This window comes from Methanosarcina sp. 2.H.T.1A.6, from assembly GCF_000979455.1.
In the GTDB taxonomy this organism is placed as follows: Archaea; Halobacteriota; Methanosarcinia; order Methanosarcinales; family Methanosarcinaceae; genus Methanosarcina.
Genome location: NZ_JJOY01000005.1, coordinates 284,567 through 307,834, shown reverse-complemented (window position 1 = coordinate 307,834; position 23,268 = coordinate 284,567). Strand labels below are relative to the sequence as shown.

The window sequence follows — 23,268 nt, the reverse complement described above, 5'->3', positions numbered from 1 at the left end:
AACACTGTCGCTTACTGCATTCGATCTGCCTGTAGGCTGCTATTACCTCCTTGTGGGTGCATATAACCCCGAAAAGGGACTGGTAGGGCTTTCCCAGCTAGAAGTTGAAATTAAATCAAAAGGAAATTCAAACGGTAACGGCAATTCCGGAGGGAAAGGAGGCAGCGGAGGAGCAGGAGGTTCCCCTGAGCCTGCGAAAAATGTCAAGTCAAAAGAGCTCTGCCAGCAGTTTGTCTCAAATGGCCACAGGATAAAGTTTGAGTTCACAAAGGGAGCCACCTCTGTTGGCTATGTGGAGTTTAACGCCAAAAAGACTGCAGGCAAGATAACAACTATTATTGAGGAACTGAAAGGAAAATCTCCACTAACTCCCACCGAGCCTGAAGGAGAAGTCTACAAACACCTTAATATATGGGTAGGAAACGGCGGCTTTGCAAATTCAAACAACATTGAAAACGCCATTGTGGGCTTCAGGGTGAGCAAGGAATGGATCACTGAAAACCACATAAATATGGACGCAATAACCCTTCAGCATTTCAACGGAGATCAATGGGACTCCCTTAAAACGGACAAAGTAGACGAAGATGATGAGTATCTCTATTTCGAAGCTGAAACTCCGGGCTTTTCCCCATTTGCAATTACAGCCAGCAAGAATGTCCTTGAGATTGGAGAAAAAACAGGGGACACTGAGGGTCAGTCAACTTCAGATGCAGGGCAACAAGACAATTCAGGGGCAGTTGTGGGATCTGAGAGTTCTTCTAAAGAAAACGTAGAATCCGGATTAAAAATTGCCAGTTTCTTTATAGGTTTCCTTGTGATCATTCTAACAGGGGCAATTATAAAGAAAGAAATAGACCAGAACAATGAAGATGAAGATTCTGAAGAGTAAGTGGAGATTCTGAAGATTAAAGACGAACAGGAGATATTATTTCTCCTGTTTAAATTCGGTTTTTAAAATTACCATGTTGAATAATTAATCCGGTTTTAAAAAATCAGGCCCTTATATACTTAAAGAAGGCTTTTTAATCCCTGTTCCAGTTCGATCTCTCCTTTCCACCAGCCGGCAATTTTTGAGACATCTGCCCTTGAGTCCCGAACATCTCCTGCCCTTGATGCGGCATGGATGATCTGGCTTGAGGAGCCAGTCAGTTTAATAATATCCTCAGCAAGCTCCAGGACTGTTACGCTTTTTCCCATAGCTACATTGAAGACCTGACCATCCCCATGCTCGAGAGCTGCTACGTTTGCCCTGACAACATCCCTGACATGCACGAAGTCCCTGCTCTGGAGTCCGTCGCCGTAAATGACAAGGTCTTTTCCTGCCTTTGCCCTTTCCAAAAAAAGGGGGATAACGGCTGCGTACGGAGATTTAGGGTCCTGGCGCGGACCGTAGACATTAAAGTAACGCAGGCAGGTAGTCCGAAGCCCGTGGTCTTCATAAAACATTCTTGCTAGATACTCACCGTCAAGTTTGGAGATTGCATAAGGTGAGGCAGGTTCAGGATACATGCCCTCGCTTTTAGGAAGTACAGGGTTATTCCCATAAATTGCAGCTGAGGATGCAGTCACAAATTTTTCAACTCCTGCCCTGACGCATGCCTGTAATACATTAAGTGTTCCAAGAGTGTTTATCCGGAAAGCCTCGACTGGCTTTTCACAGCTGAGAGGCACCGATACCAGGGCAGCTTCATTGAAGACGCAGTCCATGTCCGAGACCGCCTTTTCAACTACAGAGGGATCACAGATATCCCCCTGGATGAATTCAACATTTCTGTGCTGAGGGATATTTCGGGAAAAACCAGTAGTAAGATTGTCAAGGATCCTTACACTATGACCTGCTTCTGCGAAATACTCAGCTATATGGGAGCCTATGAAACCTGCTCCTCCTGTAACCAGCACTTTCATGTTTCGAGAAAAGGAAGAGGTATAAAATAAAATTTTCCATGCGGACCTGAAAGTTCCTTAGTTTGTGAAAAAATAAAGAAATATCCAGGAGATAGTTATCACCAGGAGATAGTTATCATCAGGAGAAGTCCCTTCAGGGGGGAAAATATTTTCATAGAAAGAAACCTTATGAGTACAGGGGAATTAAAAAAAATTGGGAATTCGGGTCTTCACGATAAACCAGAGACTGAGAAGTAAAGTACAGTTAACCATACAGCTTTACATTAGCCATACAGCTTGAGGGGGCTGGATAATTTCCAAAAAATGTTTCTTCAAATTAGTGGCTTACTTACCAGTTTATTAAGCCGATTTACTCAATCGATGATTCCTTTTAGGTTTTCCATTATTCTGCAGTGCAATCTCTGAAAAGAGAATGACGGCTGAGTAAAGTGGGGAAAATGCGGCAGTGGGAAAAATGCAGTGTGTGCATAAAAGACCTATGCACATATACACAAATCAGTATAAAAAGAATGAATAATAGAAGATTGGCGGAAAGCTTACATAACTATAAATTATAGGAAGATTGAGTACTAAATATTTTAGTAGTGATAAAAATGGCTGGAAACAGACAATCTCCTCTGGATCTGCTGCTTGTAGCAGGTCTTGTGATCCTTACTGATATCTTCATACTTGTGCCCGCACTCAGCGGAAGCTTTCTGCGCACAATCTTTGGACTTCTTCTGGTCCTTTTCTTGCCAGGATATGCCCTGATAGGGGCTCTACTTCCTGCAAAAAAAGATATTGACGGAATTGAAAGAGCCCTGCTTTCCTTAGGGTTAAGCATTGCCGTGGTCCCACTCATGGGACTTGGAATGAACTACACTGACTGGGGAATCAGGGAAGTTCCCGTCCTCACAGGGCTTTCAATTTTCACTATTTTCATGTGCGGGGCGGCATATTACAGAAGACGCCAGCTGCCTGAAGCTGAAGCTTTTGAAGTCCCGGTCAAAGCCTCTATCTCTGCTCTGAAGACAGATCTTCTGGGAGAAACTCGAGGGGAAAACAGATCCGGAGCCGACAGAGCCATTTCAATGTTACTGGTAATCTCGATTCTGGCCTCTCTTGGCAGCCTTGCTTATGTCATAGGAAATCCCAGAGAAGGAGAGGCGTTCACCGAATTCTATATCCTGGGGCCTGACAGAATTGCTGAGAACTACCCCACAAACTACACACTAGGAGACAGTGGAACAGTTGTTGTAGGGATTACGAACCATGAGTACAGAACTGTGGATTATACAATGGAGATCAGGCTTGAAAATCGTTCCCTGCCTCTTCCGGAAAACCAGAAATATGTCAACCTTGACCGTGATGTATCCTGGAAAGAACCAGTTACTTTTACTCCGCCTTTTGAGGGAAAGAACATGAAACTGGAATTTCTGCTTTTTAATGAAACCGAAAAAAGTGTGCCTTACAGGAACGTGCATCTCTGGATTAATGTCACAAAGGAGGTCTGAATATGGCGTCACCAGACTATCCATCTTCGGAACTGGAAGCAGGACAGATCTCTTTGCCGGAGCTTGGGAAAATGTTTAAAATGCAGACCGATGAAAAAACCGGATTCTTAAAAAAGATGTTCTCTGCAGGAGCTCCTGTTATTGTTATTGCTTTTGCCGAACTGTTAATCTTTAGCGGAAGAATAAAAGAAGCCGCAGTAACCTATACGCTGCTTCTCATCATCCTTTCACTTTCAATAATGATCTCAAAAAAAATGGAGATACGCAAAGTTCACCAGGCACTTATACTCCTGCCCATTCTTCGCATGGTAAACATTTCAATGCCGATCTTCTTTGAAGCCAACCTTTACTCTTTCGTATTCATATATGTACCTATGACTATTCCGGCAACTATCATATCCATTCATCAAAAAATCCCGGGAGAGAGGAAAGTAGATTTACTCAGGAAAATGTGGATTTATCTGCCCGTTTCTGTCCTCGCAGGCCTGATCTTTGCAGAGGCAGAGTATTTATTAATCCAGACCAGCCCTCTTATCCCGGATCTTTCACCTATTAACCTGCTGGAACTCGCAATTATAATGATTTTTGTAGTCGGTCTGATAGAGGAATTTATCTTCAGAGGGATTATCCAGACAAGGCTGGAAGAGTTCTTAGGGCCTGCTGGAGGCATCCTGCTTGCAAGCCTGTTATTCGGGATAATGCATTCGAGTTATGGAACCCCTTACGAGATGGCATACACATTTCTTGCGGGAGGCGCACTTGGGTATTTATTTTACAGAACAAAAAGCTTTTCTCTCGTAGTAATGATTCACGGTTTTATAAACATATTTTTATTCGGGCTAATTCCACACCTGGGTCCGGGATTGGGACTGATATAAACACTGTTGAAAAAAGTATAAAAGAAACTATACATTACAGGGTGCATAAATTAAGAAAGGTGGGTGAAAATTAAAAGTCCATGCAAAATCAAAGTCGTTACTATATCAACAGAGGAATTTCAACAGATGAATTTCAACAGATGAATTTGAGAATGAATTAAAAAGGAAAATCGGAGAAGTTACCAGAGTTGCAAACGAAAATATATGGAATCGGAAAAAACCAGAGTGTGGGAAGAAAGTACAGGAAAAGATGGGATGTAAATATATAAATACGGAAGAAAAACTATGAAGCCCCTCATGCTCAAACCTAACAGAGCAGAACTGAAGCCCCTGTTTTATTTACTCATTATACTAATCCTGTTTTTTGGGGCTACAGCCTCTCCTGCCGCTGCAAAGGTGACAGGCTGGAAAGTAAGCCCTGAGAACCCGAAAATCGGGGATACTCTTATAATCAGCGGACTTGCCACTCCTGAAGAAGAAGTAGAGGTTTCGGTTTCCTTTGAAAAGACAGTGCCTGTATACCTGAGAGAGTACACCTACGAGTTCGAAAACATTGAAATCCTTAATTTTAAGAACCTCTTTACTGTAAGAGCAGAAGGGGTGGAGAACCTTAAAGTTAAAATGAAAATGGTTCTCTCAAAGACAGAGAACGCCTGGGCAGATGGCGGGATAGCTACCGTGTCCCACTCCGGGGTTTCTCCGGGAGAGTATAGAGTCAGGGTAGACGGTATAGCAGAAGATGGAGCTTCAAGTGTTAACCTGAAAGTCACAACAGTTCAAAAACTGAACGCCGGAAAAGACGGAAAATTTAGCTACAGGTACAGTACCGGATCGGTTCCTTCAGGAAAACTTGAAATCAAATTGGGGAATTCGGAAAGGGAAATTATCTTTGACGCAAAAGGAAACGTCCCTGTCCAGCAGGTTCCTCCGACTTCTTCTCAAATCCAGGCATCCGGAGAGCCTGATGAGAGAAAAAACTCCGAAATGGAACTTGCAGGCAAGGAATCCACAGATACGGAACTAACAGACAGAGAAAATGAAGAAAAACGCAGTATTTACCTGACTGAAAGTTCGTGGGATGAAGATAATACTATAGCTGCAACTGCTGGAGAGGTCCCTTCAAAAGAATCAGCAAAAGAATCAGCAAAAGAATCAGCAAAAGAACAGGAAATTCAAGAGCATGAGAATCGGGTCATCGATTACTTCTATTTGCTTGCCGGTATCTTAGCAGGATTTGGGGTTTTACTGATGGGTAGGATGAAAAAGTAAAGAGTGTTGACCTCTTCATTCCCTGTGTCCCGTAGAGTATATAAGTGTGGTTCTCTTAAAAGGGAGTCGAAAGTTATTTAGTAACAGGATTTCAGGGCATTTCGGAGAAAAAGTTTATGGGAAGGCACTCAAACCGCTTCTGGGAAATTGATTGCCTGCGGGGTTTTGCCGTTATTTTAATGCTCGGATATCATTTTCTCTATGACCTCGATTTTTTCGGGCTTGCTGATATTGAGTTAAGGTCCGGCACTTTTTTATATATAGGTAGAGGTGCAGCATTCCTTTTTATCCTGATATCCGGAGCCGCTCTTTCCATAAGCCGTTCAAGAGGTCTTGATAATGGAGTCTCAGGAAAGCCTGCGGAAAATTTTTCAAAATACCTTAAAAGAGGGCTGAGACTTTTTGTAATGGGAATGATAATTACAGGGATAACCTGGATTTTTTTCCCGGGACAGTATATTCTCTTTGGGATCCTGCACTTTTTCGGAGTCTCAGCAGTGCTTGCCTACCCGTTCCTGAAGTACGGAAAAGAAAACCTGTTCAGTGGCCTGTTTTTTGGCATTATAGGGCTCTACCTCAGAGACAGGACTTTCGGGTTTTCTGCTCTTCTCTGGTTGGGCTTCAGGCCAGAAGGCTTCATAACCCTGGACTATTTCCCTCTGTTCCCCTGGTTTGGGGTACTTCTTACAGGAATTTTCCTTGGAAACTCTCTATATAAAGGTGGAAACAGGCAGTTTAAAGTCCCGGAAGCCGAGAACTTCTTGCTTCAGAAACTCATTTCCTGGATCGGAAAACATTCTCTGTTCATATATTTTATCCACCAGCCCCTCTTCCTCGGGCTTTTGCTCCTGAGCGGGCTCCTTGACCCGGGAATGATCTAAATATTTGCTACCTGCCTGTTTCCTCCGCGAAAAACTGCTTTTTCGTCTGCTTTTTTGGCGCAAACAGAATTGACAGAAAGAACTAAACCTGCTGGTTTTATATATTATATAGAGTACCTGATTTTGCATTATTATCCGGTAGTTAGTACTACATCTGTAACTACTCACAGGTAATATTTTCACATAATCAGGTGATATTTTCATATAGCTGAGAAATATTTTTGTATAACCGGGAAATATTTTCACATAAAAAATTATCCACGTATTGAAATACGAGAAACCGTACTGCAATACTAATCTTGCATTGTCCCCTGAAAAATCATCAGCGCGATTTACCCGTGTATATACGGTTGAACTCTTGAGAATCAACCTGTAAGGAATAAAAAAGTGCGAAACCAAAAAGAAAATGGAGAAAAGAATGTATCTGGAAATTGCAATGCTTGCCTATTTTGTAGCCCTCTTCCTGACAATTCGAGATATCCGGATTTTTAAAAGAACGGGGTATTTTTCCTACAGGAAAGGTGCCCTCAGGGGGCTTGCAGCTTCTTCCCTGATCCTCTTAGGGGCAATCAGCATTGAGATAAAGCCGGATCTTGGTCTGCTTATTGTTTTATTAGGGCTTATTGTCAACCGGAAAGGGGTAAGAGAACCGGTTTTTACGAGTGCAGGAACACTTGACCGCTTTCTTGGAAAGACTGATTATGTAAAGAGCAACAGGTTAAAAAGAAGAGATTAAAAGGCAGGAATAAACAAAAACTGAAGGGTGAGAAGGGACAGGTAGAAATATAGTCCTCACGGTAGAAATTAACACTTTACAAACTGATGTGGATGTATTTACCGTCACGTACCAAAATTTCTCTACTTACTCTTAAATATAAAGTGAACCACGGAAAACACGTAATAAAGGAAGTACGGGCACAAGCGTTAAGTGCTTTCCGCGTCTTCCGTGATTATAGCGTCAGGAGAGGGGTTTTCCCTGACCTTCTGTGTTTTCCGCGCCTATAAAACTTCGAGTGATTTAAGTGTATATTTACATCAGAAACTATGGCAGAAGAAAAAACATTTACAGAAAAGGTAGGGACATTCACGAAAATACTTTTTCACCCCAAAACTTATAAATCTCAAGTTACCTATTAGTCGACAAAATCAGTATAGTTAAATTTTTGAATCCAGTTTCCGCTAAATCATTAATCGGAGATAGAAGAAAACCCATGTTATGGAACTGCTTCCTTCTCCGACTTCACGTTAACCAGAATTCACAGGGAAACATGGTTAGACAAACCACAAAAACTTGAATAACTGGAATAAAAAACAAAAATCTAAGAGGAGATACGATGGGAAATATAAGACAGACAAACATCAAAAGAACTGCATTTAGCCTGCTTGAAAACTACGGAGACGTTTTTACAAAGGACTTTGAGACCAACAAACTCCTTGTGACAAAGTATACAACCATTGAGAGCAAAATAATCAGAAACAGGGTTGCAGGCTACGTCACAAGAAAAGTTGCACGCATGAAAGTTTACTGAATAAGTTTACTGAATAGATAAAGAACTTATTTCCAGGGAACAGGCAGGGATATCGTATATGTTTGAAGGAGCAATGCCTGCCCTGATCACTCCTTTTACGAAAGACGACAGGATTGACAGGGAAGGTCTACGAAGGAATATAGCGTTTGTAGAAGAGGGAGGGGTTTCAGGAATCGTGCCCTGTGGCACAACCGGAGAATCGGCAACCCTTTCCGCTTTGGAGCATGAAGAAGTAATCAACATTGCAGTGGAGTGCGCAAAGGTTCCTGTGATTGCAGGAACAGGTTCAAACAACACGGGAGAAGCCCTCCAGTTTACAAAACATGCCGCAGATGCGGGTGTTGATGGCGTACTTCTGATCTCTCCCTATTACAATAAGCCTAATCCTGCAGGCCTGCTTGCTCACTTCAAGAAAATTGCAGAGGCAGTAGATATCCCTATGATCCTCTACAATGTTCCCTCCCGGACAGGGCAGGACATGCCTGTGGATGTTATCACCAAACTTGCAAAGGTAGAAAACATCGTGGGAATCAAAGAAGCCAGCGGGAACGTCGGCAAAGTTTCCCAGATCCTTGAGCAGACTATAGATGACGATTTCGTGGTGCTCTCAGGCGAGGACGGGCTGACTCTTCCGATTATTTCCATGGGAGGCAGCGGAGTCATTTCAGTTGTTGCAAATATTGTGCCTGACAAAATGTCAGGAATGGTAAATGCAGCCCTCAAGGGAGACTACGAGACTGCAAGAAAGATCCATTTCGAGATAGCCCCTCTAATACGTGCCCTTTTCCTTGAAACAAACCCGATTCCGGCTAAGAAAGCTGCAGAACTTATCGGGCTCGCAAGCGGGCACCTGAGGCTTCCACTCGCTCCCATAAGCGACGACAACCAGTTAAAGCTTGCAAATGAGCTCAGAAAACTGGGGGTAATGGAATGATTAATGTAGCAGTACTCGGAGCCTGCGGCAGGATGGGCTCCTTAATTATAGAAAACATTACCTGCTCCACCAACATGCAGCTAGTTGCTGCTTTTGATGTGGGCAACATCGGAAAGGATGCAGGGGAATTTGCTCATGTGGGCAACCTGGGAATCCAGATTTCAGATGTTAAAGACCTCGAAACAGTCCTGAAAAAGACTCAGGCTGATGTCCTTATCGACTTTACTATAGCCGCTGCAACCATTGTAAATGCGCCTGTTGCCGCAGGATGCGGAGTAAACCTGATAATAGGAACTACGGGCCTTACTCCGGAACAACGAGCAGTAATTGATGAAGCTATCCGGAAAAACAAGGTACGTGCAGTCATATCTCCAAACTATTCCGTAGGAGTTAACGTATTTTTCAAACTCCTTAGAGAAGCTGCAAAGTATCTTGAAGACTACGATATAGAGATTATCGAAGCTCACCACAACCAGAAAAAAGACGCTCCAAGCGGGACCGCTCTTCGCGCAGCTGATGTGATCAGTGAGGCTCTGGGTGGCAAAGAGTACGTATACGGAAGGGAAGGTATCGCCCCCCGCGGTAAGGAAATCGGAATCCACGCCGTGCGTGGAGGAGACATCACCGGAGACCATACCGTACTTTTCGTAGGAAACTCCGAAAGGATTGAGATCCGGCATATGGCTCATTCCCGCCAGATCTTTGCCAAAGGTGCAGTCCGTGCAGCCGAATGGGTCTGCGGGCAAACCCCCGGAATTTATAATATGGACGACGTGCTCGGCCTCTGAGCTGATTGAGTTAAACTCATTCAGCCCGATTTTTAATTTTATACTTTTTTTTGGATAATTCTTTTGAACCCCAGCCAGGCAGGGGCATTTTTGAGAATGGATTTAAGCTCCGCTCCCTCAATTCAAACAGTAATCTCCCCTATGGAAAGGGGCCGGCCTTCCGCATAATCGGCGTAGAGTTCTACTTCAACAGTGTTCCAGGGCTGAACATTCGTACTGTATATTTCCGTAGACATGTTGTCAAGAGTGAATTTGAACGTATAATCCACGATTTCAAACCCCGGAACCCGGAACCTGAAGGGTTTGGGATGATAAACTTCCTCTCCTGCTGAAAGTTTATATGTTTCATCAAGCATGGAACTGTTTTTCGAATCGTAGACCTCTACCCTGAGTTCATGAACACCGACATCGTGGTTTCGGATAGAGAAAAGAGGAGTAGGAGGTCCGGCTATTAGATAGGGGACGACCATAAACAACAACATGAATATCAATACCAGAAGAGAAATTCCAAGCATTAACCTTCGTCTAAAACTTCTCATAAAGATTTCACCTGATTGCTGTTACTGAATCTCAATTACTGAATCTCAATTACTGAATCTCAATTACTGAATCTCAATTACTGAATCTCAATTACTGAATCTCAATTACTTACATTGAGCAGCTTCAACATTTATTCCAGCTCTATAGTTTCACCCTCACTGGAAGCTTTCCCATCTTCAGTAAGGGAAAATTTACCCTGGAAAACCCTGCAGACCACAAAATGCCCCGGTTCCAGATCTTTGGTAGCCGGATACGTATCCTCCACAAGGAAAAGCAAAACACCTTCCCCGGGTTCAAATGAAGGTTCATCTTCCACATCCGGGGAAAGGTTTCCAACCATGCCCCCCAGAACTAGAACAACAACTTCTTCAGAGGGAAGGGAATTTTTAAGATAGCGATCTACAGAAAAGACAACAACCCTGTAAATTACATCTTCCCAGTCCAGGTCCTCAAAACTTTTCTCAGGGAACTTTCCGTCAGGAGTGTTCCACCTTTCAGGCAGGATTTCTTTTACCGAACCGGTGAGGATTAAGTTGGATTCTTTAGCCAGATCATAAGGGCTCAAATAGACGGCCTCAGAGCTAACTGAAATTGTCATAGGCACATCTGACACGCTGGATTCTTCAAGCGGTCTGTTCCTTGTAGAAGCATCAGATTTTGAAAGAGAGAATTTATTTTCGGCTTCCGCGAAAATACTGACATTATTCGAGCTGATCTGCCCTATCCAGTAGGGTTTTGTGATATCTTCCCCTCCAGAAGTGTGATACTCTGCAAAAAGAGTATATTCTCCCGCGGGAAAAGTCCAGCAGTTTGAATCCTGGTTTATCTTCAGGGACTCTCCCGGCTGAAGTTCCACAAGGTCTTCGTTAGTCAATGGGAGCCTTTCAAGCACCCCGCATTCATAAGGTACGGAAGAGCCGTTTGAATCCACAAAAATAATGTCATAACTGATCTGCTCCGTCAGCTTCCACACGTTTACGTTTGTATTCCCCGTATTTGTCAGGACAAGCTCGATGTTAAAGGGTTCTCCTTCAGTAACCCGGGTTCTATCGGGTACGAGCGTAAAATCCAATTCTTCTGCCTGAGTTTCCGAGTTTTTAACATCAAGACACCCTGAGCAAAGAATCAAAAAGAGAAAAACTGAACTTATCAAAGGAACTCTTTTATTTAGTTTCATGTTTACCCTTCCCGGCCAACCCTCACACCTCATAGGGATTTAAAGAGAAATCAGTCCCTGCCAAAGCAGAAATCTTCCTCCTTACACCGAAGGAGCAGCTCAAGGACTGAACCCCTGCTGGCATCCCTGCTGCCGGGGACAAGGACTATAATTTTTTCAACAGGCTCATAGATCTTTATTTTTCTGCCCCTCTGGCTCCATTTTACCTCTGAAACCCGTATCATACCTACAGCGATAAGGGAGTCGAGATTATATTTGAGAGTGCTTAAGCCCAAACCGAGCTTTTCTGCAAGTTCGCCTGCTGACAGATCCCGGGTTTCCAGAAGCTTCAGGATTTTTATTGAATTTGCATTGGAGAGAGCCTGCATTAGTTTCCGGGAATTTTCCGAAATAAACAAAACTTCTAAACTTTGTTCAGAATAATCCTCCTTCTGCATATCAAGCCCTCATTCCATCTTCAACTTCTAACTTAGATTAGCGTGAAACCTAATTTAATTATTATACGATTCAAAAAATATTCATGATTGGAAACAAATTTTTACCTTATTCCATATAGATTTTCCGGCCAGATCATCAAACTATTCTTGAGAAAACTTTGGGATTCCCACAATCTGGTAAAAATATTCATAACAGGAACTCTAAAAAGTTAAGAAGATAGGAAGCTATAAATAGTCAACATCAAGATGTTTACATATGTTCCTTCCGGCAGGTGAAAAACAGTTTGAATTCTGGGTTCTACGCCGAAACGGGCTCCCAAACATCAATATAGCAAAGCGTTTCGGGGTCTCAAGGCAAGCGATCTCAAGAGCCCTCCTCAGTATGGATAAACGCATTGAAGAAACTCTGCTTGAGATGGCCGGGGCAAACAGGATAGAAGTAGAGAAACTGGACTCAAAGAAAGGAATCCTCTTCGGAAGATCAATTCCTTTCAAAGCCAACGCAATAATCTTTGTCTCGGCGAAACACGGAATACAGGTTTGGTATGAACATGAAGGAGAATGCGGGTCCTGCGACCGGTACAGGGAATGTATCGAACTCCTTTGGGACTTTGCAGAAGAAATGCAGCTTAAACTTCAGAGTACGGAAGACCCCACAAAGATTGCAGATGAATTGTTTGGAAAATTGAAAGAATTGGTGGAACAGGCCTGACTTAAGGCAAACTAAATGGGGGAAAGATAGACGATGGATGTATTCACAAAAAGTATAAGGAAACTGATGGGCTGGTGTCCGATGAAAGATTCCCTCCAGAGAGAAAAGCATGAAGAAAACTTCCCTGGCTTTAAATTGGAAAATATGAGCCAGCTAGTACCTCCTTCCACAAGTCTGGAAGGTAAAGTCCTGAAGGCGCAGGTCAGCCCGTCTAAAGATAACGGAATTGTAGAAATTGCTATTTTAGAGTTAATAATTATTATAATATCTGCAATATATATTTCTGGAAACTCTATTTTCAAGATTTTTTCCTTTTTTATCCTGTATCTGGTTCTTTTGACCTTAATTCTTTATAATCATAATACTGTGTTGCTGACTCCTGAAAAGTTAATTATTCGCAGGCACCTATTCAAGTCTCTGGTGTTACGAAAAGAAGATATCGTACAGATATCGGTATCAAAAAACAAAAACCATTCCTTTCGCTGGCCAATTCGCGTACTTTTCCTTGCTGTTCTTCCAATCAGGCTGCTTCAGGAAGTAGAAGAGATAACCAGGGATTTGCAGATGAGAGAAACAGCCCCAGCCTCCGCAAAACTCTGCATATTTCTTTCACAGTTTTTTGTAGTAACATATCTCATTGTGACTTATTACGTCTTTGAGCTCTTAACGCCTTATCAACAGACCCTTAAAATAACTACACGCTCAAACCTGGAACTCTGGTTCTATACTGCAGAACCGGAAGAAATTATAGCGATCCTCAGAAACGAGAAGGAATAAGAAAAGAGAGGAAAAAGAGGAATTATTCTGAAATTGTGATTCCCTGGAAACTAATTGCCTGGAACATATAAACAAACTCATTATTTCAGGCTTTTTAAGAGTTGTTGAAAGCCCTTTTCATCCACTACCTTCTGGGTATTAAGCATCCTCTTAAATTCATCGACGCCTTTTTCCCCGCCTTTCCCCTCAAGCTTGTCCTTCAGCTCCATTGCCGCCCGCAAAAGCCCGGCTGCCTCTTCATAAAGCGCTTCTGCCTCTGCCTTTGTAAGTTCCTCGGTTTCGAGCAATTCTTCATCTACTTTTGCCTTTTCCTTCAGTTTCGGGATAAGAGCCCTGATTTTGGCAGCTTCATCCGGATTGAGGAGTTCTTTTTCTCCCAGTTCCCGGATCATGTCCCGCAGCCTGTACTCCTCACCCTCAATCTCCACGCTTTCAGGGATTTTCTTCCCGGCCCAGGCAAAATCACTCCTGAGGCTCCAGAGAAGTTTGTTACGCTCCTGATTTCCAAGGTATTCTTTTTCTGTTTTGTTTGTGTTTTTCTCATCTTTCGGCATAAATTTATTCCTCAAATCCAAATATACTCTTATGATTTCTCCGCCCGGTCTCTTATTCTTTTCCATTCCTGCCCGGAGAACCATTTTAATCTATGGCGAAAGTGTAAGAGTGAACTGTACAAACCTACTAAACCGGTGTCTGGAAAAAGACTTATCTAACCCGGATAAAATACCTGAAGACTTCAGATTTGTCGCATTTTCAAGCCAATTTTTCAAGCCCACATATACTGCACTTGAATCTTACTGAAGTCATTTTTTTAGTTAATTTTCGTTTATCATCATTGATTTTTTACACATATTTATAAAATAGATTAAAGAGTTTATTGTCCAGTTATTATCTATTCCCCTTTTTTGTTTTAAAAAACGGCTGCAATCTGCCTTTAAAAAGAAGAAAAAATGATACATTTCATAGCAGCCATATAATTAATTAGATTATTCCATCTAAAACAGACGTATTAATTTGACACAGAAAAGTGTTAAATATTTAAGAGAATTATTATATATTGGGGGAATTTAGACTAACTAGTAGTCAGATAAGGATCCAGGGGAAGAGGTAGAAATATTGAATATAATATTTCCTTTTCTGATTATAAAAGATCATTGTTCCCCATAAATATAGACGGGAGTGAAAAACTTGAGGCATTTGACTAAAATCTTAGTAATTACAGCTTGCCTGATAGCATTGAGTGGGGTTGCAGCAGCCTGTGACTGCGGAACTAACGAATGTAGAAGCCCCGGTTACTGGAAAAATCATGCGGAAGCATGGCCTATGGAAGAGATCACAATTGGAGGGATCACATACAGTAAAACTGCAGCAATAGAAATAATGCAGAAGCCTGTAAAAGGGGACAAGACTTACACAATGTTCGATGCACTTGTTGCTGCTAAACTGAATGTAGCTGCTAAATGTCCTTCATGCAAAATAACCAATACAATCGAAGACGCAGACCAATGGATGGGTGCAATCCCGTACTTTGGTCCAGTGGGCAATGGTGTAAAGGCAAGCAGTGACGCATGGCAGAAGCGCACAGAGATAGGAAAATGCTCAATTCCACCCGGAGAAGATCTGTATCAGAAGCTTGATGCCTACAACAATGGGCAGTTAGAATTAAAAACCAGTATCAACCGAGCTAAAAATTCATTCAACCACTTATAATTTTTACCCCGATGGACAAACCTGTGGGAATTTCAAGATAAAAGAGATCCAGGTTCCTCGGCAGGAGTACCGCACTGCCGAGGAATTCCTTTTGCTGAAAAGTGCTGAAAAATATGGCTTTCCTGATGTTCAGCACTTCTTCTTTTCGCAACTTTTGTAAAGAATCAAAGCAGGTTTTCCGCAATCTCTTCGGAGATTACATGTTCACAGTACAGGCAGTGAAGGGAAACCCCTTCTTCTTCGGACTGCAGTACTGAAAATTTGGATTTTATGGGTTCGCTGCTGTTAGAGATGCACTTTGAATTCGTACAGCGGACAACGCCTTCCACATAAGACGGAAGCACGACATCATTTTTCTGAACCACTTCAAAATCCCTTATGATATTAATTGTAGCCTTAGGAGAGATAAGGGCAATTCTGTTAAGTTCCTCAACACTGAGTTCCTTGCCCTCGATCTTAACAACGTCTTTTTTGCCTCGCGCCCCGGGAGCGTTCATCACAAAACTGATAGTTTCTCGAAAAGCACTGGAAATTCCCAGGATGCGCAGAACGTTTAGAGCCTGTCCAGCCTTTACGTGGTCGATCACAGTCCCGTTTTCGATTGCCTGAATCTTCAGGTCCCTTTTCTCATTCACTCAATCACCCCCATTGCAAGAGCAAGCAGTGCCATGCGGACCGGAACTCCATAGAAAGCCTGCTCGAAATAGCGTGCATGGGGGGTTTCATCCACCTCAGGAGAGATCTCATTGACCCTCGGGAGAGGATGAAGGATCTTAAGGTCAGGGTCTGCAGCTTTTAAAAGATCGCCTGTAACCCTCAGACTGTTTTTAACCTTTTCATATTCATCAGGATCAGGAAAACGCTCCCGTTGAACTCTTGTCATATACAGGACATCAACATCCCCTATTATATCCTCAAGAGAATCGGTTTCCTTTACACGGATCTTTTGCTTCCGAAGACTCCGGACAATTTCAGGAGGCATCCGGAGTTCCGGAGGTGAAACAAAGGTCATTTCGGCCCCATAAAGAGACAGGGCATGGCAGAGGGAATGGACGGTCCTCCCGTATTTAAGGTCTCCTGCCATGGCGATTTTCAGGCCTTCAAGATGGCTTTCCCTGCGGATTGTGTAGAGGTCAAGAAAAGTCTGGGTAGGGTGATGAACAGAACCATCCCCTCCGTTGATCACAGGGACAGTCGCGAACTCCGCAGCCATCTGTGCCGATCCGTCAAGGGGATGACGCAGCACGATAAGATCAGCATACTTACTGATTACGCGGATAGTATCGGCAAGGTTTTCCCCTTTCATGACAGAGCTTGCCTCAACTGAGCCCAGGTTCAGGACCTGTCCTCCAAGCCTCCGGGTAGCAACCTCAAAAGAGAGCCTTGTTCTTGTGCTTGGTTCAAAAAAAAGAAGAGAAACAATTTTTCCATCCAGCAGCCGAGACCTTTCCTCGCCCCTGGCAACAGGTTCAAGTTTTTCGGCGGCATCCAGAACATAGTCGATTTCTTCCCGCGAAAAATCTTTCATTGAGATGACGTGTCGGTTCTTAAATGGCATCGAGTTTTCATAAATGATTCCCAGAGATATAACCTTTGCTCCGAAAATTTTTCAGGTTAGCACTGCAACAATTAAGCATCACCTGGCACATCGGTTATGCCATTTTACTTTGATACATTCTTTATGAATTCAAGCCAGAGCCTGGCATCCTTAACTCTCTGGTTGACAAATTGCTCCTGGAAGCGTTTTGAACTCTCTTTAAGAGCCCCACTCTCAATTTCTTTAAGATCCATTATCGCACGCAATAAGCCTGCAGTTTCGTGATAGAGAGACTTGGCCTGTTCCTGTGTAAGGGGTTTCTCTTCGAGCTCCTTTTCATCCTTTTGTTCTTTTGCCGAAATAATCTCGATACATTTATCTATTCCGGTTTTTTCGCTTGCTGTGAGGTTTTCTTTCTGAATCAGTTCCCATACATAGTTATGAAGCGGGTATTTTTCTCCTTCAAATTCTACATAATCCGGAATATGCTGCCCGACCCAGAAGAGACGGGAATGGAGAGCTGATAACAGCTGTCTGCGTTCCTCATCAGTTATATATTTTTGAGAAAAGTCTTCTTCATCATCTGTTTTAAGGCTCTTTTCCATAAACTATCCCCAAACTAGATTGTTCTCCCTGATAAAAAAATTTTGTGAGAACTATTTAGTGACGAGTTTTCGGCTGCGAATGTGAAACTGCAAAACCCTAACCATTACAGAAAAAGTGTCCGGAATGAAAAGCAATATAGATAATGAAGAACTCACATACTAAAAATGAGCAGAAAATAATGAACAGTAAACAATGAACAGGGGTAATAAGTGAATCAAAAAAGGTAATAAAGACCATAGTAAAAATTTAAGAGTATAATAAAAATTTAGAGTATATAATAAAAAGTTAGAGTCTATAATAAAAATTTAAGATTTGTTCTAAAAATTCAAGACATGTAATAAAAATTAAAAAAAATAAAAACAGAAGCGAAACCGATACAAAAACTCAATTTTTCACTTTATTCGGTTTCCCAATAGAGGTGATACTATCGTTCCCATAATTCAGGTTGCACTTGATCTTCTGGAACTTGACCGCTCAGTTGAGATTGCAAAGGAAGCAATCGCCGGAGGTGCTGACTGGATCGAGATCGGGACCCCCCTGATCAAAAGTGAGGGCATGAACGCTATCCGTGCCATGAGAAAAGCTTTTTCGGACAGGACAATTCTTGCCGACATGAAAACCGTAGATACAGGAGCCATGGAAGTCGAAATGGCTGCAAAAGCCGGGGCAGACGTAGCCATCATCCTCGGCAGTGCAGATGATTCCACAATTCTTGACGCGCTCCGTTCGGCCCACAAATATGGGATCAGGCTGATGGCAGACCTTATCTCGGCTCCGGACCCTGTAAACCGGGCAGTGGAACTCGAAGCTCTGGGTGTGGACTATGTGAACGTTCATGTAGGCATAGACCAGCAGATGATTGGAAAGGACCCAATATCCATTTTAATGGAAATTTCAGAAAAAGTGAATTTACAGCTTGCAGTAGCTGGAGGGCTTGATGCCGAAAGTGCAGCTCAGGCCGTAAAAGCAGGTGCCGGGATTGTTATAGTGGGAGGAAACATAACCCGTTCTGACAATGTGACCGAAGCTGCAAGAAAAATAAGGCAGAGTGTGGACTCTCCTGAGTCTGTAGATATCCGGACCAGGGGAACCGTAGACCAGGAAATAAGGGAGATCTTTAAGGAAGTCTCCACTCCTAATATCTCGGATGCGATGCACAGAAAAGGGGCAATGAAAGGCATCCATCCTCTCGTAAGAGGAAAAATAGTGGGAACCGCAGTTACGGTGCAGTCTTTTGCCGGGGACTGGGCGAAAACAGTCGAAGCCATTGATATCGCAAAAGAAGGAAATGTAATAGTAATTTATAATGAAAGTAAGGACATTGCCTGCTGGGGAGGGCTTGCAACCCTGAGCAGTCTGAATAAGGGAATTGCAGGTGTAGTAATAGAAGGTGCTGTAAGAGACATCGACGAGGTAGAAACTCTTGGGCTCCCAATTTATACCAGCAATACAGTTCCCAATGCCGGGGACCCGAAAGGTTTTGGGGAAATCAATGCTGAAATCACCTGTGGAGGCCAGACTGTAAAACCCGGGGATTATATAATCGGCGACGAAAGCGGAGTTGTGGTTGTCCCAAGGGAACGGGCCTACGAACTTGCAAGAAGGGCAAAGGAAGTCAATAAAACCGAAAAGAGAATCTACGATGAGATCCGGAGGGGCGGAACCCTCTCAGAAATCCTGGAACTCAAGAAATGGGAAAAACTTTGAAAAAAGCCATTCCCCTGGAAACTTCAGAAAATAATAAAAATCAGTACGAAAAAAGATTGTAACCGGAGAAATACACAAATCAAAAGAGTAGAAAACTACACATGATAGAAGTTTTGAAATTGGCAGCTTGCCTGCCTTTTCTCCTTTACTCTTCCTACCTGGACCTGAAAACCCGTAGGGTTCCAAACCGTGTATGGAAGCTTATGCTTCTTTCCCTTTCAGGTTTCTTAATATATGAAATTGTGAATGGAGGAATTTTTTTTCTTCTCCAGTTAGTCTTTTCTTTTTATTCCAGTTTTTTTCTGGTTTATCTGCTTTTCAGGATAAGGATTTTCGGAGGCGCAGACGCAAAAGCCCTGATAGTGATCGGGACTCTTGTCCCGGTTTACCCTGCCCCGGAGTGTTACGGCTATACTTTTCCCCTGCTTGGATTTCCCCCAGCAGGGCTCTTTGCACTTACTGTTCTTGAAAATTCATTCCTTCTTACCGCTGCCGTTCCTTTAGGACTTTTCTGTTACAACATCCTTCATTTTACTCCTGATATGCTCAAAAAACCATATTATATGCTCTTTGCATACAGAACAAACATTAAAGATCTGCGAAGACTTCTGGAGAAAGGCAGGCACATCCGGCTAGCTGAACGTTTTGAGCTGAATAACGGGAAGTTATATCCTTTTTTTGCAGGCAGAGGAATTACTGTAAACCATAATATGCTCTCCCGACTTGAGGCACACGAAGAGCAGGGACTCCTTGGCAGCACTATCTGGGTAACTCCAGGACTTCCATTCATGATTCCCATAACAGTGAGTTTTGTTCTGGCAGTTATATTCGGAGATCTCGTTTTTTATTTTCTGACGGAAGTTCTTTCCCGATTTTATTTTTTTATAGGTAAGTAATCACATCATCCAGGAATTGATAAAGGATTGATTAAGAACCTGTGATCTTTTGAAACTTTTTTATACATTGGCGCGCATAACAGTATTAATAAATTAATATGGCAGATGAAAACTGATTTTACAATGGGGATGAAGCTATTTCGGGTTCAGGGTTCTTAAGTAAATTAATGCATGATGAGAAAGCCGTAAACCGCATTGTAGTCATTGCCCTTGCGATGATGTGCATGGGGCTCCTTGCTCTCATGGGGGTAGCTGTACTCTTTGGAGGGAGTACGGAAAGAGTCCTGAAATCAGGGACTTTTACACAACTGGATGTCCAGATACTCGATTCAAAGACCCTTAAAATAGAACATAATGGAGGAGACCCACTTACCTTTGGGGAAAGCACCAGCATCCATCTCCAGCATAACGGCATCGAGTATGAGATTAGCCCGGATCCTCCTGTTGTTCTGGAAGTAGCAAACAATATGAAACTGTCCTTGCCTGAAGAAGTTGAACTGAAAGATGGAGATTCAGCTATTATCCTGATAAAGAATGAAAGGAAAAACAAAATAATTTATAGAAAAGAGCTTATTTTGGGCCCTTCAGACTGAGAAAAGCATTTTTGACAGGAGGAGAGCTTTTATAAGCTTCAGTTCATCTTCCTGGCAGTTTTCCCCCATCCTCGCCCTGAGCAGGGAGTCAAGTTCAACCTCCAGTACTTCCAATACTATTTTTATTTGCTGCTGCCTTTCAGGAGGTACAAGCCCTTCAATTTTCCTGACCTTTCCGGCAAGTATCAGCCTCTCAAATTGCCTGTACACATTTTTTACACTCAAACCTTCGATTTCTGCAATTTCCCCAATATCAAGCCCCTGTAGATAGAGTGAATAAGTCTTTTCAAGAGAGGCCTTTTCAAAAAGATCTATTTCAGAAGAATCTATTTCAGAAGAATCTATTTCAGAAGAATCTATTTTAGAAGAATCAATTTCAGAGGAACCAATTTCAAGAGAGTTCACCTCGAAAGAATCCATTTCAAAAGAATCTGCCTCAAAGTAGTCAGGTTTAAAAGAACCTGTTGCGAAAAGGTCTTCTTCGACAGGTTCCATCTCAAGAGAGCCATTTTCGAACAAATCGTCAGAACAATCCGTTTTGGGAATATCGTCAACCAATTCAGGAGTATTTCCCTCGGGGTTTATTTCATTAAGGCTGCCAGAAGAAGAATCTGCTTCCGACCAATCCTGGATACTCATATCCAGATACCTTGCTCTCTTTGTGGGCAACCTGCGAGTATCGGGAGCTCTTTCGGGAGGTCTTTTGGAGGGCATGTCGAAGGATGAGGTTTCTAATGCTTTCTCTTTGCCGGTTTCCGGAGTGGGAGTTTTAATCCTGGGACTGTCGGTTTCAATTTTGAGTTCTGAAAATGCGCTTTTGTGGATGGGACTCTTTAAGGCTTTCCTCTTTTTTTCAGGTTCAGTCTCGCGATCTTCTGAATCTTCAGCTTTCTCTGCCGGAATCAAACCGTAGTCATTGCAGTAATCCCTGATCTCCTTGAGGAAATCGTCTCCGTATTTCCGGAGTTTATGGTCTCCTACCCCTGTGATCGAATGAAACTCTTCAGGGCTTTGCGGGAGCCTTGCAGCCATCTCCTTCAGGCTGGTATCGGAGAAAATGATATAGGGAGGAAGATTTTTCTTTAAAGCAATCTGTTTCCTGAGGGCTTTTAGCCTCTCAAAAAGAATAGGGTCATGCTCTGTCCCCGATTTTGGAAGTCCTCCAGATGTTGCTTTTTTAAGGATCTCAGTAGCAGTTGAATATACATTGGCAGGAAGCTGTATATTATCTTCGTCTTTTCCTGTAATTTTGCCTGCCGGCGCTGGCGGTATAAAACGCTTTTCAGCCCCGGGTATGAAACCCTCAGGACAGACAAGCTCAACGCTCTCCGCTCCCTTCAAAATTTTTCTGCTCATGGCATTCAGTTTCAGAACAGGATACTGGGCTCCGCTTACATCCAGAAGCCCGGTATTTGTCATTTCGGAGGCCAGAGCCCTCCACTGCTCCTTTGTAAACTCCCGCCCGTTGCCGTGGGACTTCAGCCGTTCATGGTGATTTTGTATGATCTTTTTATTCTTTGAGCCTGTGAGCACATCAATAACATAATTGGTGCCGAAACGCTGATTCAGTTCCTGGACACAGACGACCAGTTTCCTGGCAGCTTCGGTCCCGTCAAAAGTGTCTTTAGGCCTGAGGCAGGTATCACAGTTACCGCATGACGCTGGAAACTCTTCACCGAAATATTCCATGAGAGTCTGGCGCCTGCACTTATTTCCTTCGCAGTAGGCCACCATCTGCCTTAACTGCACAAGAGAGATATCCTTTTCTTTCTCATTTGTTTTCTGTGCGATGAAGTACTCAATTTTAAAGCGGTCTCCCCTGCTGAAAAAAAGGATGCATTCGCATGGGCTGCCGTCCCGGCCCCCTCTTCCTGTTTCCTGGTAATAACTTTCAAGATTCCGGGGAAGGTCATAGTGTATTACAAACCGGACATTGGACTTGTCAATCCCCATCCCGAAAGCGATTGTGGCCACTATTATGTCCACATCATCTTTTATGAACATCTCCTGGTTTCGGGCACGTTCGGAATCTGAAAGTCCGGCATGATAGGAAAGAGCCCTGAACCCGGCAATATTCAGCTTTTTTGTAAGGTTTTCCACGTTGTTCCGGCTCTGGCAATAGATGATTCCGGCTTCTCCCCTGTGCCTGCGCAGGTAGTCAGTAATCTCTGAAAAAGTATCTTTTTTTGGCCTGACCTCATAGTAAAGGTTGCTCCGGTTAAAGCTGGCAACGTAAGGACCTTTTTCCTGATCAATATCAAGTCCAAGCTGGGATATGATGTCTTTTCGGACCCTGTCGGTGGCTGTAGCCGTGAGTGCAATAACCGGCACATCAGGAAAGCCGGTCTTCGGGTCCCTAAGAAGTTTCATTTTTCGGTACTCAGGCCGGAAGTCATGGCCCCATTCCGAAATACAGTGTGCCTCGTCGATTGCAAAAAGGCTAACCTTGCCTTTCTTCAGGAAGGCAAAAGTCCCGGGCATCATGAGCCGTTCGGGTGCAATATAAAGTATCTTCAACCTGTTTTCCAGAAAAGCTGTTTTAACATCCCGGATTTCTCTTGCACTCTGGGTACTGTTCATACAGGCCGCTGCAATCCCATTTGCATCAAGCCCGTCAACCTGGTCTTTCATCAGAGAAATCAGGGGAGAAACCACGACAGTGACCCCATCCAGGAGAAGGGCAGGCAGCTGGTAGCAGATCGACTTGCCCCCTCCTGTAGGCATGAGCACGAAGACATCTTTTCGGTCCAGGACGTCCCTGATAATTTCCTCCTGAAGGGGGCGAAAAGCAGTATATCCGAAGTACTGGCGGAGTACAGAGTACATTCTGGCAGACATCAATACCCTGGACTCAAGCTCATTTTTACTATCTCTCAATACTCCGTAATCAATGCCCATT

25 protein-coding genes and 2 pseudogenes are annotated in these 23,268 nt (G+C 43.1%); 16 read left to right on the top strand and 11 right to left on the bottom strand.

The genetic code is table 11. From position 1 onward, the window contains the following. The coding region (locus tag EO98_RS02090; RefSeq protein ID WP_048160024.1) for a PGF-pre-PGF domain-containing protein at nt 1–889 on the top strand (889 nt) is incomplete at its 5' end. Between the two features lie 119 nt (nt 890–1,008). Here EO98_RS02090 and EO98_RS02085 read toward each other — a convergent pair. Next, a complete protein-coding gene (locus tag EO98_RS02085; protein ID WP_048141912.1) occupies nt 1,009–1,905 on the bottom strand; it encodes an SDR family NAD(P)-dependent oxidoreductase in 897 nt (298 codons plus the stop codon). A 593-nt stretch (nt 1,906–2,498) separates the two neighbouring features. On the opposite strand from EO98_RS02085, the gene EO98_RS02080 reads away from it, so the two are divergent. The 8 genes from EO98_RS02080 (at nt 2,499) to dapB (ending at nt 9,677) form a co-directional block, all read left to right on the top strand. Further along, complete coding sequence (locus tag EO98_RS02080) at nt 2,499–3,398, top strand: DUF1616 domain-containing protein (protein WP_048141910.1); 900 nt, start codon at nt 2,499–2,501, stop codon at nt 3,396–3,398. Nucleotides 3,399–3,400: 2 nt separating this feature from the next. After that, on the top strand, nt 3,401–4,276 hold the full coding sequence (locus tag EO98_RS02075) for a CPBP family intramembrane glutamic endopeptidase (protein ID WP_048141908.1): 876 nt from the start codon (nt 3,401–3,403) through the stop codon (nt 4,274–4,276). Nucleotides 4,277–4,573: 297 nt separating this feature from the next. Further along, nucleotides 4,574–5,545 (top strand): hypothetical protein, encoded by a 972-nt coding sequence (locus EO98_RS02070; protein WP_200895243.1) that lies wholly within the window; start codon nt 4,574–4,576, stop codon nt 5,543–5,545. A gap of 116 nt (nt 5,546–5,661) precedes the next feature. Further along, on the top strand, nt 5,662–6,426 hold the full coding sequence (locus EO98_RS02065) for a heparan-alpha-glucosaminide N-acetyltransferase (RefSeq protein ID WP_048141903.1): 765 nt from the start codon (nt 5,662–5,664) through the stop codon (nt 6,424–6,426). Nucleotides 6,427–6,844: 418 nt separating this feature from the next. Next, nucleotides 6,845–7,162 carry a hypothetical protein gene (locus EO98_RS02060; RefSeq protein ID WP_048141899.1) on the top strand — a complete coding sequence of 106 codons (318 nt, stop codon included), beginning with the start codon at nt 6,845–6,847 and terminating at the stop codon, nt 7,160–7,162. Between the two features lie 598 nt (nt 7,163–7,760). Further along, nucleotides 7,761–7,955, top strand: a complete 195-nt coding sequence (locus tag EO98_RS02055) for a 30S ribosomal protein S17e (RefSeq protein WP_048131258.1) — start codon at nt 7,761–7,763, stop codon at nt 7,953–7,955. A 58-nt stretch (nt 7,956–8,013) separates the two neighbouring features. Then, entirely contained in the window at nt 8,014–8,889 is an 876-nt protein-coding gene (dapA, locus tag EO98_RS02050) for a 4-hydroxy-tetrahydrodipicolinate synthase (RefSeq protein WP_048141897.1), read from the top strand. Beyond that, nucleotides 8,886–9,677 carry a 4-hydroxy-tetrahydrodipicolinate reductase gene (gene dapB, locus EO98_RS02045; RefSeq protein WP_048141894.1) on the top strand — a complete coding sequence of 264 codons (792 nt, stop codon included), beginning with the start codon at nt 8,886–8,888 and terminating at the stop codon, nt 9,675–9,677. The genes dapA and dapB overlap by 4 nt, the downstream gene beginning before the upstream one ends. 122 nt (nt 9,678–9,799) lie before the next feature. Here dapB and EO98_RS02040 read toward each other — a convergent pair whose 3' ends face one another. The 3 genes from EO98_RS02040 to EO98_RS02030 all read right to left on the bottom strand — a co-directional run bounded on the left by EO98_RS02040 (nt 9,800) and on the right by EO98_RS02030 (nt 11,831). Next, nucleotides 9,800–10,216 carry a hypothetical protein gene (locus tag EO98_RS02040; RefSeq protein ID WP_048141891.1) on the bottom strand — a complete coding sequence of 139 codons (417 nt, stop codon included), beginning with the start codon at nt 10,214–10,216 and terminating at the stop codon, nt 9,800–9,802. Between the two features lie 131 nt (nt 10,217–10,347). Then, on the bottom strand, nt 10,348–11,394 hold the full coding sequence (locus EO98_RS19020) for a hypothetical protein (protein WP_235283718.1): 1,047 nt from the start codon (nt 11,392–11,394) through the stop codon (nt 10,348–10,350). A 50-nt stretch (nt 11,395–11,444) separates the two neighbouring features. Then, on the bottom strand, nt 11,445–11,831 hold the full coding sequence (locus tag EO98_RS02030; protein WP_048131263.1) for a transcriptional regulator: 387 nt from the start codon (nt 11,829–11,831) through the stop codon (nt 11,445–11,447). Between the two features lie 256 nt (nt 11,832–12,087). Between EO98_RS02030 and EO98_RS02025 the strand changes: the two genes are divergently transcribed. After that, nucleotides 12,088–12,543, top strand: coding sequence for a hypothetical protein (locus tag EO98_RS02025; RefSeq protein ID WP_048141889.1), 456 nt, complete (start codon nt 12,088–12,090; stop codon nt 12,541–12,543). Nucleotides 12,544–12,576: 33 nt separating this feature from the next. Next, nucleotides 12,577–13,320, top strand: a complete 744-nt coding sequence (locus EO98_RS02020; RefSeq protein ID WP_048141887.1) for a DUF1673 family protein — start codon at nt 12,577–12,579, stop codon at nt 13,318–13,320. Nucleotides 13,321–13,400: 80 nt separating this feature from the next. Here EO98_RS02020 and EO98_RS02015 read toward each other — a convergent pair whose 3' ends face one another. After that, nucleotides 13,401–13,874, bottom strand: coding sequence for a DUF5788 family protein (locus tag EO98_RS02015; RefSeq protein WP_048141933.1), 474 nt, complete (start codon nt 13,872–13,874; stop codon nt 13,401–13,403). 643 nt (nt 13,875–14,517) lie between these two features. Here EO98_RS02015 and EO98_RS17350 point away from each other — a divergent pair. Beyond that, nucleotides 14,518–15,030, top strand: coding sequence for a hypothetical protein (locus tag EO98_RS17350; protein ID WP_156160987.1), 513 nt, complete (start codon nt 14,518–14,520; stop codon nt 15,028–15,030). Here EO98_RS17350 and EO98_RS18120 read toward each other — a convergent pair. The 4 genes from EO98_RS18120 to EO98_RS01995 all read right to left on the bottom strand — a co-directional run bounded on the left by EO98_RS18120 (nt 15,017) and on the right by EO98_RS01995 (nt 17,172). Continuing rightward, on the bottom strand, nt 15,017–15,181 hold the full coding sequence (locus EO98_RS18120; RefSeq protein WP_156160986.1) for a hypothetical protein: 165 nt from the start codon (nt 15,179–15,181) through the stop codon (nt 15,017–15,019). The genes EO98_RS17350 and EO98_RS18120 overlap by 14 nt on opposite strands. A 13-nt stretch (nt 15,182–15,194) precedes the next feature. Continuing rightward, nucleotides 15,195–15,665, bottom strand: a complete 471-nt coding sequence (gene pyrI, locus EO98_RS02005) for an aspartate carbamoyltransferase regulatory subunit (RefSeq protein ID WP_048141885.1) — start codon at nt 15,663–15,665, stop codon at nt 15,195–15,197. Continuing rightward, nucleotides 15,662–16,588 carry an aspartate carbamoyltransferase gene (gene pyrB, locus EO98_RS02000; RefSeq protein WP_048141883.1) on the bottom strand — a complete coding sequence of 309 codons (927 nt, stop codon included), beginning with the start codon at nt 16,586–16,588 and terminating at the stop codon, nt 15,662–15,664. Before pyrB ends, pyrI begins: the two co-directional genes overlap by 4 nt. 104 nt (nt 16,589–16,692) lie before the next feature. After that, nucleotides 16,693–17,172 (bottom strand): DUF5788 family protein, encoded by a 480-nt coding sequence (locus EO98_RS01995; RefSeq protein WP_048141881.1) that lies wholly within the window; start codon nt 17,170–17,172, stop codon nt 16,693–16,695. A gap of 427 nt (nt 17,173–17,599) precedes the next feature. On the opposite strand from EO98_RS01995, the gene hxlA reads away from it, so the two are divergent. From hxlA to EO98_RS01980, 3 genes are all read left to right on the top strand, one after another. Beyond that, nucleotides 17,600–18,880, top strand: a complete 1,281-nt coding sequence (gene hxlA, locus EO98_RS01990) for a 3-hexulose-6-phosphate synthase (protein ID WP_156160985.1) — start codon at nt 17,600–17,602, stop codon at nt 18,878–18,880. A gap of 101 nt (nt 18,881–18,981) precedes the next feature. Next, entirely contained in the window at nt 18,982–19,776 is a 795-nt protein-coding gene (locus EO98_RS01985) for an A24 family peptidase C-terminal domain-containing protein (protein ID WP_048141877.1), read from the top strand. 167 nt (nt 19,777–19,943) lie between these two features. Then, the gene (locus tag EO98_RS01980) at nt 19,944–20,369 is read left to right on the top strand and encodes a hypothetical protein (protein ID WP_048141875.1); all 426 of its coding nucleotides are present in this window, start codon (nt 19,944–19,946) and stop codon (nt 20,367–20,369) included. Here the strand turns inward: EO98_RS01980 and EO98_RS19490 are convergent. Continuing rightward, nucleotides 20,361–20,648, bottom strand: a pseudogene (locus EO98_RS19490) (helix-turn-helix domain-containing protein); the annotation flags it as partial. The gene EO98_RS01980 and the pseudogene EO98_RS19490 sit on opposite strands and share 9 nt — an antisense overlap. Between EO98_RS19490 and EO98_RS19485 the strand changes: the two are divergent. Beyond that, nucleotides 20,646–21,095: a pentapeptide repeat-containing protein gene (locus tag EO98_RS19485; protein WP_369799014.1), complete on the top strand. Its 450-nt coding sequence runs from the start codon at nt 20,646–20,648 to the stop codon at nt 21,093–21,095. The pseudogene EO98_RS19490 and the gene EO98_RS19485 overlap by 3 nt on opposite strands. 264 nt (nt 21,096–21,359) lie before the next feature. On the opposite strand, the pseudogene recQ reads toward EO98_RS19485, so the two are convergent. Then, a pseudogene (gene recQ, locus EO98_RS19480) lies at nt 21,360–23,195 on the bottom strand (DNA helicase RecQ); the annotation flags it as partial. Nucleotides 23,196–23,268: the final 73 nt, after the last annotated feature.